The following is a 14,533-nucleotide window of genomic DNA, read 5'->3' on the forward strand; positions in this document are numbered from 1 at the left end:
CTTAAGCCCCCGGTGCTGCATTAGAGGACGGCGATGGCGCGGTCCGTCGGCGCGACGGGAGCCGGCAGGATGGTGCTTCCCATCAGGTACTTGTCCACGGCTGCGGCGGCGGCACGGCCTTCCGCGATGGCCCACACGATGAGGGACTGTCCGCGGCCGGCGTCGCCCGCCACGAAGACACCTTCGGTGTTGGTCATGTAGTAGCCGTCGCGGGACACGTTGCCGCGGCCGTCGAATTCGGCGTGCACCTGTTCGGTGATGCCCGCCGGCTCTGCGCCGGTGAAGCCCAGGGACAGGAACACCAGGTCCGCGGGGATGATCCGCTCGGTGCCGGCCTTGGGCAGGCGCTTGCCGTCAACGAACTCGGTCTCGGCCACCTTCACGCCCGTCAGCTTGCCGTTCTCGCCAACGAATTCCACGGTGGACGCGAGGTAAGTCCGCTCGCCGCCTTCCTCGTGGGCGCTGGCCACCTCGAAGAGGGTGGGGAACGTCGGCCAGGGCTGGTGGCTGGCGCGCTCGGCCGGCGGCTGCTTGCCGATGGCCAGCGTGGTCACGGATGCAGCGCCGTGCCGGTGCGCGGTGCCGAGGCAGTCCGCGCCGGTATCGCCGCCGCCAAGGATGACAACGTGCTTGCCCTGCGCATGGATCTGGTTCTCCACCGTCTCCCCCGCCACCACGCGGTTCGCCGGCACCAGGTAGTCCATGGCGAAGTGGATGCCGTCCAGGTCGCGGCCCGGGATAGGCAGGTCGCGCGGCACGGTGGCGCCGGTGCAGACCACGACGGCGTCGTAGCGGCGGCGCAGCTGCTCCCACGTCACGTCGGTGCCGACGGCGACGCCGGTCCGGAAGCGGGTGCCTTCGGCCTTCATCTGCTCGACGCGGCGGTCCACCTGCTCCTTTTCCATCTTGAAGTCGGGGATGCCGTAGCGCAGCAGGCCGCCGATCTTGTCGTCGCGCTCGTACACGGCAACGGTGTGACCCACGCGGGTCAGCTGCTGTGCGACGGCGAGGCCGGCAGGGCCGGAGCCAACGACGGCGACGGTCTTGCCGGTGAGGCGCGTCGGGGGCAGCGGGTGGACCCAGTTGTTGTCCCAGGCCTCGTCGATGATGGAGACTTCCACCTGCTTGATGGTGACGGCAGGCTGGTTGATCCCCAGGACGCAGGATGCCTCGCACGGGGCAGGGCACAGGCGGCCGGTGAACTCGGGGAAGTTGTTCGTGGCGTGCAGGCGCTCGATCGCTTCCTCGCCCTTGTCCCGCCACATCAGGTCATTCCACTCGGGAATGAGGTTGCCCAGCGGGCAGCCCTGGTGGCAGAACGGCACGCCGCAGTCCATGCAGCGGCCGGCCTGGGCCTTCAGGGTGCCTTTTTCCTGAGCTTCGTACACTTCCTTCCAGTCCATGATGCGGACGGGAACGGGACGCCGTGGCTGGGTTTCCCGCTGGCGTACTTTCAAAAATCCGCGTGGATCAGCCACCGGTTACCTCCAGGATTCGAGACCACACTTCTTCGCCGTCGGGGTCAAGGCCCTCTTCGATGGCGTCGAGGCGGGTTTGCAGCACGGCCGCGTAGTCGCGCGGCAGCACCTTGGTAATGCGGGCTGCGGTGTCGTCGAAGTTCTCGAGGAGGCGCGCAGCCAGCTGGGAGTCAGTTTCTTCCACGTGCTTGACCAGCAGGCCGTGCACGATGTCGCGGTCCTCGGCGTCCAGCTCGCGGAGCTGGAGTTCGCCGGACTGCAGGGCATCCTTGTTGACCTTGGCAGTATCCAGGTCCAGGACGTAGGCGGTACCGCCGGACATGCCGGCGCCGAAGTTGCGGCCGGTGCGTCCGATGATCAGCGTCTGGCCGCCGGTCATGTACTCGCAGCCGTGGTCGCCAATGCCTTCGACGACGGCCGTGGCACCGGAGTTGCGGACCAGGAAGCGTTCGCCCACCTGGCCGCGCAGGAATATTTCACCGCTCGTGGCGCCGTAGCCGATCACGTTGCCGGCAATGACGTTGGTCTCCGCCTTGAAGACGTTGGTCCGGTCCGGGCGGACGATGATCCGGCCACCGGACAGGCCCTTGCCCACGTAGTCGTTCGAGTCGCCGTACAGCCGCAGGGTGATGCCGGCGGGCAGGAAAGCGCCCAGCGACTGTCCGGCGGTGCCGTTGAGGGTGACGTCGATGGTGTCCGTGGCCAGCACATCGGTGCCGAACGTCTTGGTGACGACGTGGCCCAGCATGGTGCCCACGGAACGGTCCGTGTTGATGACGTCCACGGCGATTTTCACCGGGCTGCGGTCCGTCAGCGCTTCGGTGGCCATGGTGATCAGGCGCTGGTCGAAGTGCTTGTCCAGCTCATGGTTCTGGCCGGTCATGTTCCGCAGCGGAGCGTCGTCGTCGAACTCCAGCCCGTGCAGGATCGGGTCCAGGTCCAGGCCGTCGGCCTTCCAGTGGTCCACCGCTTCCCGGGTGTCGAGGACTTCGGCGTGGCCGATGGCCTCCTCCAGGCTGCGGAAGCCCAACTCGGCCAGGATCTCGCGGACTTCCTCGGCAAGGAACTCGAAGAAGTTGACCACGAACTCGGGCTTGCCGGTGAAGCGGGCACGCAGTTCCGGGTTCTGCGTGGCGACGCCCACGGGGCAGGTGTCCAGGTGGCAGACGCGCATCATGATGCAGCCTTCCACCACCAGCGGAGCGGTGGCGAAGCCGAACTCCTCGCCGCCCAGCAGCGCAGCGATCACAACGTCGCGGCCGGTCTTGAGCTGGCCGTCCACCTGCACCACCACGCGGTCGCGCAGGCCGTTGAGCATCAGCGTCTGCTGGGTCTCGGCCAGGCCGAGCTCCCACGGGACACCGGCGTGCTTGAGCGAGTTCAGCGGCGAGGCGCCCGTTCCGCCGTCATGGCCGGAGACCAGTACGACGTCGGCCTTCGCCTTGGTCACGCCGGACGCCACAGTGCCGATCCCCACTTCGGACACCAGCTTGACGTGGACACGGGCCGAGGGGTTTGCGCGCTTCGCATCGTAGATGAGCTGCGCGAGGTCCTCGATCGAGTAGATGTCGTGGTGCGGGGGCGGTGAAATGAGTCCGACGCCGGGGGTCGAGTGCCGCGTGCGGGCCACCCACGGGTAGACCTTCTGCGCCATCAGCTGGCCGCCCTCGCCGGGCTTTGCGCCCTGCGCCATCTTGATCTGGATGTCGTCGGCATTGGTCAGGTAGAGGCTGGTCACGCCGAAACGTCCGGACGCGATCTGCTTGACCGCAGAACGGCGCTTCGGGTCCAGGAGCCGGTCCACGTCCTCGCCGCCTTCGCCGGTGTTGGACTTGCCGCCCAGCTGGTTCATGGCGATGGCCAGCGTCTCGTGGGCTTCCTGCGAGATGGAGCCATAGCTCATGGCGCCGGTGGAGAACCGCTTGACGATGCTGGAGACGGGCTCCACTTCCTCGAGCGGAACAGCCGGGCGCTCATTCTTGAACTTGAGCAGGCCGCGCAGGGTCATCAGGTTGGTGGACTGGTCGTCCACGCCCTTGGTGTACGCCTTGAAGATGTCGTAGCGGCGTTCACGGGTTGCGTGCTGCAGCCGGAAGACAGTCTCCGGATTGAACAGGTGCGGTTCGCCGTCGCGGCGCCACTGGTACTCGCCGCCGCCCAGCAGCGGGCGGTGGGGCTGCTCGATGCCGCCCTCCGGGTACGCCATCTGGTGGCGGGCCGAGACCTCGGCCGCGATGACATCCAGGCCCACGCCGCCGAGCTGGGAGTGGGTTCCGGCGAAGAATTCGTCCACCAGTTCCTGGCCCAGGCCCAGGGCCTCGAACGTCTGGGCGCCGGTGTAGGAAGCGACCGTGGAGATGCCCATCTTGGACATGATCTTCAGGACGCCCTTGCCAAGGCCCTTGATGAGGTTGTAGACGCCGTCCTGCGGGGTGACGCCGGTGACGTCGCCGGCGGCGATCAGCTGCTCCACGGATTCCATGGCCAGGTACGGGTTGACGGCCGAGGCGCCGTAGCCGATGAGCACGGCAACGTGGTGCGTCTCGCGGACGTCGCCGGCCTCGACCACCAGGGCGGTCTTGGTGCGGTTGGCGCTGCGGAGCAGGTGGTGGTGCACGGCGGAGACCAGCAGCAGCGACGGGATGGGTGCCCACTGCGCGTTGGAGTCACGGTCCGACAGCACGATGTACTGGACACCGCGGTTGATGGCACCGGAAACCTGTTCGCAGATCTCGGTGAGCCGTGCGCGCAGGGCGTTCTCGCCGCCTTCGGGGCGGTACAGGCCGCGGACCTTCATGGCCACGCGGTTGCCGTCGGCGTCCTCGATGTTGGCGATCTTGGCAAGCTGGTCGTTGTTGATCACCGGGAAGGGCAGCTGGACCTGGGGCTGGCGGACCTGCTTGGTGTCCAGGAGGTTGCCGTTGGGGCCGATGGCGCACGTCAAAGACGTAACCAGCTCTTCGCGGATGGCATCCAGCGGCGGGTTGGTGACCTGCGCGAAGGACTGCACGAAGTAGTCGAACAGCAGGCGGGGGCGCTTGGACAGCACGGCCACCGGGGTATCGGATCCCATGGCGCCCAGCGGCTCGGCGCCGGTGCGGGCCATGGGGCCCAGCAGGATCTTCAGTTCCTCGGTGGTGTAGCCGAAGGTGCGCTGGCGGATGTTCACGGACGCAGCCGTGTGCACCACGTGCTCGCGCTCGGGAAGGTCGTTCAGGTCGATCAGGTTGTCCTTGACCCACTCCGCCCACGGGTTGGCGGCGGCAACTTCTGCCTTGACCTCTTCGTCGTCGATGATGCGGCCGGACTCGGTGTCCACCAGGAACATCTTGCCCGGGGACACACGGCCCTTCTTGACTACCTTGGAGGGTTCGACGTCGATGACGCCCACTTCGGAGGCGAAGACGATCAGGCCGTCCTCGGTGATCCAGAAGCGTCCGGGGCGCAGGCCGTTGCGGTCCAGGGTTGCGCCCACCAGGTTGCCGTCGGTGAAGGAAACGGCGGCGGGGCCGTCCCAGGGCTCCATCAGCAGGGAGTGGTACTCGTAGAAGGCACGGCGGGCCGGATCCATCGTTGCGTGGTTTTCCCACGCCTCGGGGATCATCATCATGATCGAGTGCGTGATGGGCCGCCCGGACAGCCAGAGGAGTTCGGCCACCTCGTCGAAGGACGCGGAGTCGGACGCACCGGGGGTGCAGATGGGGTACAGCTCTTCGGGCGAATCGCCGAGCAGCGGGTTGGCGAGCTGGGACTGGCGCGCGCGCATCCAGTTGCGGTTGCCCTTGACCGTGTTGATTTCGCCGTTGTGCGCGATGGTCCGGAACGGCTGCGCGAGCGGCCAGGACGGGAAGGTGTTGGTGGAGAACCGGGAGTGGACAATCGCCAGCTTGGTCTTGAACCGCTTGTCTGAGAGGTCCGGGTAGAACGGCTCCAGCTGGGCGGTGGTGAGCATGCCCTTGTACACGATGGTGCGCGAGGACAGCGACGGGAAGTACACGCCGAACTTGTTCTGGGCGCGCTTGCGGATACGCCAGGCGCGCGAGTCGAGTTCGTTGCGGTCCAGCTCCTCGCCCGTGGCGGACGCGAGGAAGGGCTGGGAGAAGTAGGGCATGCAGGCGCGGGCCATGGCGCCGACGAGGTCGGCGACGACGGGCACCTCGCGCCAGCCGAGGACCTTGAGTCCTTCATCGGCGGCGAGGCCCTCGATGCCTGCCTTCGCTGCGTCAGCTTCGCGCTGCTCGGCGGGCAGGAACGCGGTGCCGGCCACGTACTGGCCGGGCGCGGGCAGTTCGAACTCGGTGACGGCCCGGAAGAACTCGTCCGGGATCTGCATCAGGAGGCCGGCGCCGTCACCAGTGCCCTCGTCGGCGCCCACGGCTCCGCGGTGCTCGAGGTTGCGCAGGGCGGTGAGGGCGGCGTCGACGATGTCGTACCCGGGTTCGCCGCGGAGCGTTGCGATGATCGCAAGACCGCAGGCGTCCTTCTCCTGCTCGGGGTTGTAGAGCCCGGCGGCCTCCGGAAGGGCTGCGAAGCGCTTGAACGGCGACATGGCAGCCTCAGGCTGATCCGGTTCGGACCAGCTGGGAGTGTGAAGAGTTTGGGTCATGGGAGACGTCCTTCCTCCTGATCGTGCGTATGGAAGGGACACCATTGGCCCCACTCGTCGGGCACCGCTCACATGGGCACAACAAAGTGTTACTTACTGGAAATTGTAGGTCAGCCCGGCCTGCTGAACTAACGGTTACGCAGGCCCCTGCCCAGGGCTTCGTCCGGCAGCAGCTCTATGCTGACCAGATTGGGCCCCATGCCACGACGTTGTGGTTTCGGGAGCTCCGAGCGGTGGCTCTGCTGCCCTGCGTGGCCGGCGGCTACTTGCTGGTGCCGGCCTCGGGTGCGGTTCCTGTTGTGGCTGTGCTGCCGGAGTGTCCGGAAGCCGTTGCATCCGTGCCGGGCTTGGTGCCCGCCGGTGCCGCCGTGGCCTCTTCCGTGGGGGCGGAAGTGGGCCTGGAACCGCTTTGGTTATCAGGGAGATTATCACGCGCTTCACTATCTGAGACAACGGGGTCCGGATCACGGACCTCATCGCCGGTGTTTACGGCAGCATTTCCGGCGACCGTTTTCGCCGGTTCACGGCCGGGCAAGAACACGCTGTCCGGTTCCGGACGGCCCTTCCTGCCCAACAGGATAAAGGCAACCAGGGCCACGGAAAAGACCAGGATGCTTGTCCAGACGTTAAGCCTCGTGGTGATACCGAAGAGGGAGATCTGTTCGGCATCGTCAATGCGCATCGCTTCGATCCAGACCCGGCCCAGGGTGTAATACATGGCGTACAGCCAGAAGAGCCTGCTCCGGCGGAAATTGAATTTCCGGTCCAGGGCGAGCAGGATCAGGACGCCCGCCACGTTCCACAGGGACTCGTAGAGGAACGTGGGGTGGAACAGGGTGTCGGCAGGCACGCCTGCCGGGAAGTTGGCGTTGTCGGCGTCGATCTGCAGGCCCCACGGGAGCGTGGTGGGGCTGCCGAAGAGTTCCTGGTTGAAGTAGTTGCCCCAGCGGCCTACTGCCTGGGCAAGCAGGAGGCCCGGTGCGGCGGCGTCCAGGAAAGCGGTGAGCTTGACGCCGCTGCGGCGGCAGCCGATCCAGGCGCCCACGACGCCGAGCACCACGGCGCCCCAGATTCCGAGGCCGCCGCGCTGGATCTGCGGGATCAGCGAGAGGTCGCCGGTGCCGTCAAAGCCCGGCCCGAAGTAGGCGTCCGGCGACGAGAACACGTGATACAGCCGGCCGCCGATGATGCCGAACGGGATGGCCCAGACCACGATGTCCCAGACGCTTCCTTCAGGCGCGCCGCGCTTTGCCCAGCGGGCGGAGGTCAGCCAGAGGCCCACCACGATGCCGGCCAGGATGCACAGCGCGTAGGCGTGGATGCGCAGCGTTCCCCACGGCAGGGGAATGTCGAATCCGGACCAGTCCGGGCTCGGAATGCTGGCGGGCACCAGGGCGGGGACCATGGCGGCCGCCTGAAGGATGGTCTGCATCGGGTTAGGCTTCTTCCCGTGTCAGGCCGGAGCTCAGGTCCTTGGTGAGGGCAGCGACGGCGTCAACGCCGCCGTCACGGACTGCTGCCACCAGGGCCGTGCCCACGATGACACCTTCCGCGTACGCGGCGATCTCGCGCACCTGGTCTGCGGTGGAAACACCCAGTCCCACGCACACGCGCTCAGCACCGGCGGCATGAGCCGCAGCCACAACGTCCTTCGCGGCGGTGCTGACGGAGGAACGGGCTCCGGTGACGCCCATGATGGACACGGCGTATACGAAGCCGCGGCTCGCATCCACGGTGCGCTGCATGCGCTCGGCGGTGGACGACGGCGCCACCAGGAACACCCGGTCAAGGCCGTACTTGTCGGAGGCTGCCATCCATTCCGCGGCCTCGTCGGGGATGAGGTCGGGGGTGATCAGGCCTGCTCCCCCGGCTTCGGAGAGGCGGCGGGAGAACTCGTCCACGCCCATCCGGACCACCGGGTTCCAGTAGGTCATGACCAGGACGGCGGCGTCGGTCCTGCTGGTGATGCCGGCCACCACATCGAACACCTGGCTGACGCGGAAGCCGTTGGCCAGCGCCTCGGTGGTGGCGGCCTGGATGACCTGGCCGTCCATGACGGGGTCAGAGTAGGGAATGCCGATCTCGATCAGGTCGGCACCGTTTTCGGCCAGTGCGATGCCGGCGGCGATGGTCGCTTCCACGCTGGGGTAGCCCGCGGGCAGGTAACCGATGAGGGCGGCACGGCCTTCGGCGCGTGCCTTGTCGATGGCTGCCGCCGATTTGCTGGTCGTCTGTGCCTTGCCGGCCATCTGTGCGCTGCTCACAGCTGCTCCCCCTCTTTGCCGATTTCCGATTCCGCGGATTCCTTGTCCAGCAGGTCAAACCATTCGGCCGCCGTGGCCACGTCCTTGTCGCCGCGTCCCGAAAGGTTCACGATCACGATCTTGTCCGCTGCGGCAGCTGCGTCTTCGGCGGCAAGCCGCTGGCCCACCTTGATGGCACCGGCCAGGGCGTGCGAGGACTCGATGGCGGGGATGATGCCCTCGGTGCGGCACAGGAGCCGGAAGGCATCCATGGCTTCGCTGTCCGTGATGGGTTCGTAGCTGACCCGGCCGATGTCCGCGAGGTAGGAGTGTTCCGGTCCCACGCCGGGGTAGTCGAGCCCTGCCGAGATGGAGTGGGACTCGATGGTCTGGCCGTCATCGTCCTGCATGAGGTAGGAACGGGCGCCGTGCAGGACGCCCGGCTTGCCCAGCGTGATGGTGGCGGCGTGGCGTCCGGTGTCCACGCCGTCGCCGCCGGCTTCGAAGCCGTAGATCTTGACCGACGGATCATCAAGGAAGCCGTGGAAGATGCCGATGGCGTTGGACCCGCCGCCGATGCAGGCACAGACGGCGTCCGGCAGGCGTCCTTCCTGGTCCAGGATCTGGGCGCGGGCTTCCTCACCGATGACCTCATGGAAGTAGCGGACCATCGCGGGGAACGGGTGAGCGCCGGCGGCCGTACCCAGCAGGTAGTGGGTGTTGTCCACGTTGGCCACCCAGTCCCGGAGGGCGTCATTAATGGCGTCCTTGAGGGTCTGCGAGCCGCTCGTGACGGGAATGACGGTGGCGCCCAGAAGCTCCATGCGGGCGACGTTCAGCGCCTGGCGGCGGCAGTCCTCGGCACCCATATAGACCACGCATTCGAGGCCCATGAGGGCCGCGGCGGTGGCACTGGCAACGCCGTGCTGGCCGGCGCCGGTCTCGGCGATGACCCGGGTTTTGCCCATGCGCTTGGCGAGCAGCGCCTGGCCCAGCACGTTGTTGATCTTGTGCGAGCCGGTGTGGTTAAGGTCCTCGCGCTTGAGGAATACCCGGACTCCCCCGGCATGCTGGGAAAACCGCTTGGCTTCGGTCAGCAGCGAGGGACGGCCGGAGTAGTTCTTGTTCAGGTCCGCGATCTGGGCACGGAACTCGGGATCGTCCTTGGCCTTGTCGAACGTTTCCTCGAGTTCGTCCAGGGCGGCGATGAGGGATTCGGGCATCCAGCGTCCGCCGTAGTTTCCGAAGTACGGCCCGGGGGCGTGCCGGAGCGAGCCGCCCTGCAGGAATGCTTCCGCGGCGTTGTTGTCAGCGTTGCCTGAAGGTGCGTCGGCCATCAGTCCCGTCCTGTTCAAGTTGATCGGTCAAAAGTATGGCCCGGCCGAAGCCGGGAGTTATGCCGGGCACCATTGCTCTTCGCGCGGCACCCCTGCCGCGCGTCGTACAGGGCGGCCGGTCAGCCGCGTGCGGCGATGGCGGCGGCGCCGGCGGCAGTGAACTCCGCGATCCGCTCCCGGGGGGTGGAGTGGCTCACCAGGGCTTCGCCCACCAGCACGGCGTTGGCGCCGCTGGCGGCGTAGTGCGTGACGTCGTCGACGTCCCGTACGCCCGACTCGGCAACCACGAGGGCCCCGGCCGGGATCTGCCCCGCCAGTGCCGCGAACACGGAACGGTCGACGTCGAGCGTTTTCAGGTTCCGCACGTTGACGCCGATGATGCGCGCGTCCGCCGCGGCCGCCCGTTCAATTTCCTCTTCGGTGTGCGTCTCCACCAGGACGCTCATGCCAAGTTCGGAGCTGAGGGCACTGAATTCGGCAAGCTGGGCGTCGGAAAGGGCGGCGACGATCAGGAGGATCAGGTCCGCGCCGTGGGCGCGGGCTTCCCAGATCTGGTATTCGTCAAGCGTGAAGTCCTTGCGCAGCAGGGGGACGTCGACGGCGGCGCGTACCGCGTCGAGGTCCGCCAGGGACCCGTTGAAGCGGCGCTGCTCGGTGAGGACGCTGATGACGGAAGCCCCGCCGTCGGCGTACTGCCTGGCCAGCGAGGCGGGATCGCCGATGCTGGCGAGGTCGCCTTTGGAGGGACTGCGCCGCTTGATTTCCGCGATGACCTTGAGCTGGTCGCGGGACGCCGAGGGGCCGCCGAGGGCTGCCCAGGCGTCGCGGGCAGGTGCAGCGCCCTGCGCCAGGTCTTTCAGTTCAGCCAGGGAAACGAGCCGTTTCCTGGCCTCCATATCCTCCCGGACACCGGCATTGATGTCGTCGAGAACAGTTGCCATCAGTGGCCGGAGTTCTTCAGCTTGCTGCCTTCGACGCCGTAGCCTGCCTTGCGCATGATGTAGCCGAGGATCAGGCCGACCACCATCACGCCGCCGCCGGCGATGAAGATGGGGGTGTTGGCGATGACGAAGGCGATCGACATGATCAGCGCGCCGACCAGCATGACAATGACGCAGGTCCAGGCTGCCGGGCTGTTGCCGTGGCCCAGTTCCTGGCTGTGGTCGATGGCGCCGGGGGCTACCGTGCGGGTGCCGGACTTGGAAACGGACGCAGGTGCTTTGCTCATGGAAAATCTCCTCAGGATGAATACTGCTTACATTCTGCCATTTTTTGGCCCGCGACCGGTCATCGGCCGGCCGCGTCCGCTGCCCGGTGAAGGCCAGTGCGGGGGTCAGGTGGGATCGTCACCGCGTGACAGCCGGTCCCAGCTGTCGATTTCGTCAACGGGACCTGCTGTTGCTGTGCTGCCCGCCGCTGTGGGCGCGTCATATTTGGTCCTGGTTTTCCAGTACCGGCCTGCCGGGATGATGAGCAGGGCGGCAAGGGCGAGCAGGCAGCCGGCGACGACGGCCAGCGTGGGGAACGCGGTCACCGCCACCTGCGCCTGGGCGCCGGTGACGCCGGTGGCGGCGGCGATGGATCCCTGCGCCGCGGCGAGCGGGTCGGCCAGGACGGTGGCCGCCGCGGCGACGATGCCGGCCGAGGCAAGGACGATGATGGCGGTGATGATCCAGCGCGCGATCCTGCCGGCGATGGCGGCCGCGAGCCCGCCCGCGAGGGCCACCAGAGCAAGGGCGGTCACGGCGGTGGCAGCCTTGCTGCCCTGAACCTCGAGCGCCTCCTGCGCAGCCCCGGCCTGGCCCACCTGGTCGGGGTTCACGGTGACGGACATCCAGGTTTGCGTGGTGGCCCCGAAGACGGCCAGTGCCAGCACAGCGATCAGCAGCACCAGTGAAGACTTGCGGGCCCAGGCGGGTGCCGCCTTTGCCGCGGCAGCCGCCTGTCCTGCTGCCTGTCCCGCGTTGGGCATCAGGCGTCCGTCCCGCCGGGGAGGGATTCCGCCGAGATGTTCTGCAGGGAGCCGGCAGTGTGGACAGCCCGCAGCGGCGCGGCGGCCTTGTTCACGGTTTCGAGTGCTTCGGTGGGGTTGACGGAGTCTGCCACGATGCCGCCGCCGGCCTGGACGTACGCGCGTCCCTCCCTGATCAGGGCAGAGCGGATGGCAATGGCCATATCCATGTCGCCGGCGAAATCGAGGTAGCCCACCACGCCGCCGTAGATGCCGCGGCGGTGCGGTTCCAGCTCGTCCAGCAGCCGCAGCGCCCGTGGCTTGGGTGCGCCGGAGAGGGTGCCGGCCGGGAACGTGGCCTTCAGGACGTCATAGGCCTTCGCGTGCGGCGCGAGCTCCCCCACCACGGTGGACACCAGGTGCATGATGTGGCTGAAGCGCTCCACTTCCATGAACTGGGTGACGTCCACGGTTCCCGCGACGCAGACCTTGGACAGATCGTTGCGTGACAGGTCCACGAGCATGAGGTGCTCGGCACGTTCCTTCTGGTCGGCCAGGAGCTCCTCGGCGAGGGCTTTGTCCGCCTCGACGGTTTTGCCGCGCGGCCGGGAGCCGGCGATGGGGTGCGTGATGACCTCTTCACCGGTGACGGTGACCAGTGCCTCGGGTGAGGACCCCACGATGGAGTATTCCCGGCCGTCGGCGTCCTCGAGGCTGAAGATGTACATGTACGGACTTGGATTGGTGTTCCGCAAAACCCGGTAGACGTCCAGTGCCGAAGCGCTGCACTCCATTTCGAAGCGCCGCGAGATGACCACCTGGAACACCTCGCCGTCCACGATGGCTTCCTTGCCGCGGTCCAGGGCGGCCAGGTACTCGGCTTCGTCCCAGCGTTCCTGGACGCTGGAGGCGAAGTCCAGGGCAGCGGGTGCAAGGACCGAGACAGGCTGCGCCACCGGGGTGCTGACCTGGGCCAGGAGTGCCTTGACCCGGGCCACGGCGTCGTGCCAGGCCTCGTCCACGCGCTCGGAGCTGTTGTCGAAGTTGATGGCGTTGGCGATGAGCAGCACGGTGCCGTCCACATTGTCGTGGACCGCCATGTCGGTCACCAGGTTCAGCGCCATTTCCGGCAGCTGCAGGTCGTCCTCGGGCGGGCTCACCAGCCGCTCCCAGTGCCGGACCGTTTCCCAGCCAAGGAAACCCACCAGGCCGGAGGTGAAGGGCGGCAGGCCGTCGAACCGGTCGGTGCGCAGGGCGTCGATGGTGTCGCGGATGGCGTCCACCGGGCTGCCGTCCAGCGGCACTCCCACCGGCGGCTCCCCCAGCCAGTGTGCGTTTCCGTCCTTGGTGGTCAAGGTAGCCCGTGACTTCGCACCGATAAAGGAGTAGCGGGACCAGGCACCGCCCACTGCTGCGGACTCCATCAGGAATGTCCCGGGCTGGCCCTGCGCCAGCTTCCGGTACAGGCCGATGGGAGTTTCGGCGTCCGCGAGCACCTTAAGCCTGACGGGAATGACACGGCTGTGGCCGGCCAGTTCCCGGAATTCCTCCAGGCTCGGGCTGATGATTCCAAGGTCCTGCATGGCTATGCTTTCCGCCTGTTCTTGTGAGGGCCGGCCTGGCCGGACGCCTTGAATGTTCTTGCAGAAGGCCGGGCTGCTGCTGCGACGGCAGCGGATGCCCGCGCGGCTACTGCTCCGGTTTCAGCCCGCCTGGGCCGTGGTGACGTTCAGCTCCCGGCCGTCGAAGCAGGTCCGGGTGCCGGTGTGGCAGGCGGCACCCACCTGATCGACGCGCACCAGCAGAGCATCGCCGTCGCAGTCCATGGCAACGGACTTTACCCACTGGACGTGGCCGGAGGTGTCCCCCTTGCGCCAGTACTCCTGCCGGGAACGTGAGTAGAACGTCACGCGGCCGGTGGTCATGGTCCGGTGGAGGGCTTCGTCGTCCATCCAGCCGAGCATAAGGACCTCATTGGTGTCGAACTGCTGCACGACGGCGGCCACCAGGCCTGCGCTGTCGCGCTTCAGGGCGGCGGCCAGCGCGGAAGGCAACGGGCTTTCAGTAAGGGCCGCTGCAGGGGCGCCGGAGGGGGCTCCGGGCACGGCGGAACCGGGGGTTTGGACGGGGGCGGGCTGCTCAGACATCAGGTCAAGTCTAGTGCCTTCGGCGGACCCGGATCGGATGTGAACAAAGGCACGCCAGCAGCCGCAGGTACGCTGCCCAACTTCCGGCCTCTCGTGCTAGTTTCACAAGTGATGCATTACGTCGAACCGTCCCGAGAAGTCCTGGCCGAGACCCTGCTTGCGGCCGGTCCCGATGCGCCCACGCTGTGCAAGGGCTGGCGTACCAGGGATCTTGCCGCGCACCTGTACCTGCGAGAGCGCAAGGCTGCCGTGGGACTGGGCCTGATCATCAAACGCCTGGCCAAAGCATCGGACCAGGCGACCGCCAGGCTGGCCGCGAAGCTGACCACGGCGGAGGACTATGCCGGGCTGGTGAACACCTTCCGCGCCGGGCCGCCGGCCCTTTCCCCGATGAACATCAAGGCGCTGGACGAAAGCTCCAACCTCATCGAGTACTTTGTGCACACTGAGGACGTCCGCCGTGCCGTGGACCGCTGGGCGCCGCGCGCCCTGGACGAGGCCTACTCCGACGCCCTGTGGGACGAACTCGTGAAGCGCGCCGCCATCCTGTACCGCGGCGTCGACCTTGGCATCGTGCTCGTGCGCCCGTCGGGTCCCCGCCACGTCGCCAAGCGCGCACCGGTCTCGGTGGCCATTGTCGGCGAGCCGGGTGAACTGCTGATGCACGCCCACGGCCGCACCCGCCACGCCCTCGTCACGTTCGAAGGCCAGCCGGACGCCGTCGCACTCCTCCAGTCAGCCGAAGTAGGGCTCTAGGTTTCGACAGGCTCA

General features: G+C 67.4%; 11 protein-coding genes. 1 reads left to right on the forward strand and 10 read right to left on the reverse strand.

The window, feature by feature from the left end; genetic code table 11:
- Nucleotides 1–20 precede the first annotated feature (20 nt).
- From DXK94_RS08085 to hisI, 10 genes are all read right to left on the reverse strand, one after another.
- Nucleotides 21–1,478 carry a glutamate synthase subunit beta gene (locus DXK94_RS08085; protein ID WP_115524578.1) on the reverse strand — a complete coding sequence of 486 codons (1,458 nt, stop codon included), beginning with the start codon at nucleotides 1,476–1,478 and terminating at the stop codon, nucleotides 21–23.
- Nucleotides 1,471–6,084, reverse strand: coding sequence for a glutamate synthase large subunit (gene gltB, locus DXK94_RS08090; RefSeq protein ID WP_115524579.1), 4,614 nt, complete (start codon nucleotides 6,082–6,084; stop codon nucleotides 1,471–1,473). The genes DXK94_RS08085 and gltB overlap by 8 nt, the downstream gene beginning before the upstream one ends.
- A gap of 262 nt (nucleotides 6,085–6,346) precedes the next feature.
- A complete protein-coding gene (gene lgt / locus DXK94_RS08095) occupies nucleotides 6,347–7,516 on the reverse strand; it encodes a prolipoprotein diacylglyceryl transferase (protein WP_115524580.1) in 1,170 nt (389 codons plus the stop codon).
- Nucleotides 7,517–7,520: 4 nt separating this feature from the next.
- Nucleotides 7,521–8,333: a tryptophan synthase subunit alpha gene (gene trpA / locus DXK94_RS08100; RefSeq protein ID WP_115524701.1), complete on the reverse strand. Its 813-nt coding sequence runs from the start codon at nucleotides 8,331–8,333 to the stop codon at nucleotides 7,521–7,523.
- Between the two features lie 11 nt (nucleotides 8,334–8,344).
- On the reverse strand, nucleotides 8,345–9,664 hold the full coding sequence (trpB, locus tag DXK94_RS08105; RefSeq protein WP_115524581.1) for a tryptophan synthase subunit beta: 1,320 nt from the start codon (nucleotides 9,662–9,664) through the stop codon (nucleotides 8,345–8,347).
- A gap of 119 nt (nucleotides 9,665–9,783) precedes the next feature.
- Nucleotides 9,784–10,605, reverse strand: a complete 822-nt coding sequence (trpC, locus tag DXK94_RS08110; protein WP_115524582.1) for an indole-3-glycerol phosphate synthase TrpC — start codon at nucleotides 10,603–10,605, stop codon at nucleotides 9,784–9,786.
- Nucleotides 10,605–10,892 (reverse strand): HGxxPAAW family protein, encoded by a 288-nt coding sequence (locus DXK94_RS08115; protein ID WP_079597067.1) that lies wholly within the window; start codon nucleotides 10,890–10,892, stop codon nucleotides 10,605–10,607. Before DXK94_RS08115 ends, trpC begins: the two co-directional genes overlap by 1 nt.
- 105 nt (nucleotides 10,893–10,997) lie before the next feature.
- On the reverse strand, nucleotides 10,998–11,636 hold the full coding sequence (locus DXK94_RS08120) for a Trp biosynthesis-associated membrane protein (protein ID WP_115524583.1): 639 nt from the start codon (nucleotides 11,634–11,636) through the stop codon (nucleotides 10,998–11,000).
- The gene (locus DXK94_RS08125) at nucleotides 11,636–13,198 is read right to left on the reverse strand and encodes an anthranilate synthase component I (RefSeq protein WP_115524584.1); all 1,563 of its coding nucleotides are present in this window, start codon (nucleotides 13,196–13,198) and stop codon (nucleotides 11,636–11,638) included. Before DXK94_RS08125 ends, DXK94_RS08120 begins: the two co-directional genes overlap by 1 nt.
- Nucleotides 13,199–13,318: 120 nt before the next feature.
- Nucleotides 13,319–13,762 carry a phosphoribosyl-AMP cyclohydrolase gene (hisI, locus tag DXK94_RS08130; RefSeq protein ID WP_115524585.1) on the reverse strand — a complete coding sequence of 148 codons (444 nt, stop codon included), beginning with the start codon at nucleotides 13,760–13,762 and terminating at the stop codon, nucleotides 13,319–13,321.
- A 111-nt stretch (nucleotides 13,763–13,873) separates the two neighbouring features.
- Here hisI and DXK94_RS08135 point away from each other — a divergent pair, with 111 nt between their 5' ends.
- On the forward strand, nucleotides 13,874–14,518 hold the full coding sequence (locus DXK94_RS08135; RefSeq protein ID WP_079597230.1) for a TIGR03085 family metal-binding protein: 645 nt from the start codon (nucleotides 13,874–13,876) through the stop codon (nucleotides 14,516–14,518).
- Nucleotides 14,519–14,533 lie beyond the last annotated feature (15 nt).

The sequence above is a fragment of the Arthrobacter sp. RT-1 genome, assembly GCF_003367205.1.
Lineage (GTDB): Bacteria > Actinomycetota > Actinomycetes > Actinomycetales > Micrococcaceae > Arthrobacter.

Excerpts from the sequence above, each read along its gene's own strand:
- lgt (WP_115524580.1), bottom strand. The coding sequence starts at position 7,516 with ATGCAGACCATCCTTCAGGCGGCCGCCATGGTCCCCGCCCTGGTGCCC.
- DXK94_RS08125 (WP_115524584.1), bottom strand. The coding sequence starts at position 13,198 with ATGCAGGACCTTGGAATCATCAGCCCGAGCCTGGAGGAATTCCGGGAA.
- gltB (WP_115524579.1), bottom strand. The coding sequence starts at position 6,084 with ATGACCCAAACTCTTCACACTCCCAGCTGGTCCGAACCGGATCAGCCT.
- hisI (WP_115524585.1), bottom strand. The coding sequence starts at position 13,762 with ATGTCTGAGCAGCCCGCCCCCGTCCAAACCCCCGGTTCCGCCGTGCCC.
- DXK94_RS08135 (WP_079597230.1), top strand. The coding sequence starts at position 13,874 with ATGCATTACGTCGAACCGTCCCGAGAAGTCCTGGCCGAGACCCTGCTT.
- trpA (WP_115524701.1), bottom strand. The coding sequence starts at position 8,333 with ATGGCCGGCAAGGCACAGACGACCAGCAAATCGGCGGCAGCCATCGAC.
- DXK94_RS08120 (WP_115524583.1), bottom strand. The coding sequence starts at position 11,636 with ATGCCCAACGCGGGACAGGCAGCAGGACAGGCGGCTGCCGCGGCAAAG.
- trpB (WP_115524581.1), bottom strand. The coding sequence starts at position 9,664 with ATGGCCGACGCACCTTCAGGCAACGCTGACAACAACGCCGCGGAAGCA.
- trpC (WP_115524582.1), bottom strand. The coding sequence starts at position 10,605 with ATGGCAACTGTTCTCGACGACATCAATGCCGGTGTCCGGGAGGATATG.
- DXK94_RS08115 (WP_079597067.1), bottom strand. The coding sequence starts at position 10,892 with ATGAGCAAAGCACCTGCGTCCGTTTCCAAGTCCGGCACCCGCACGGTA.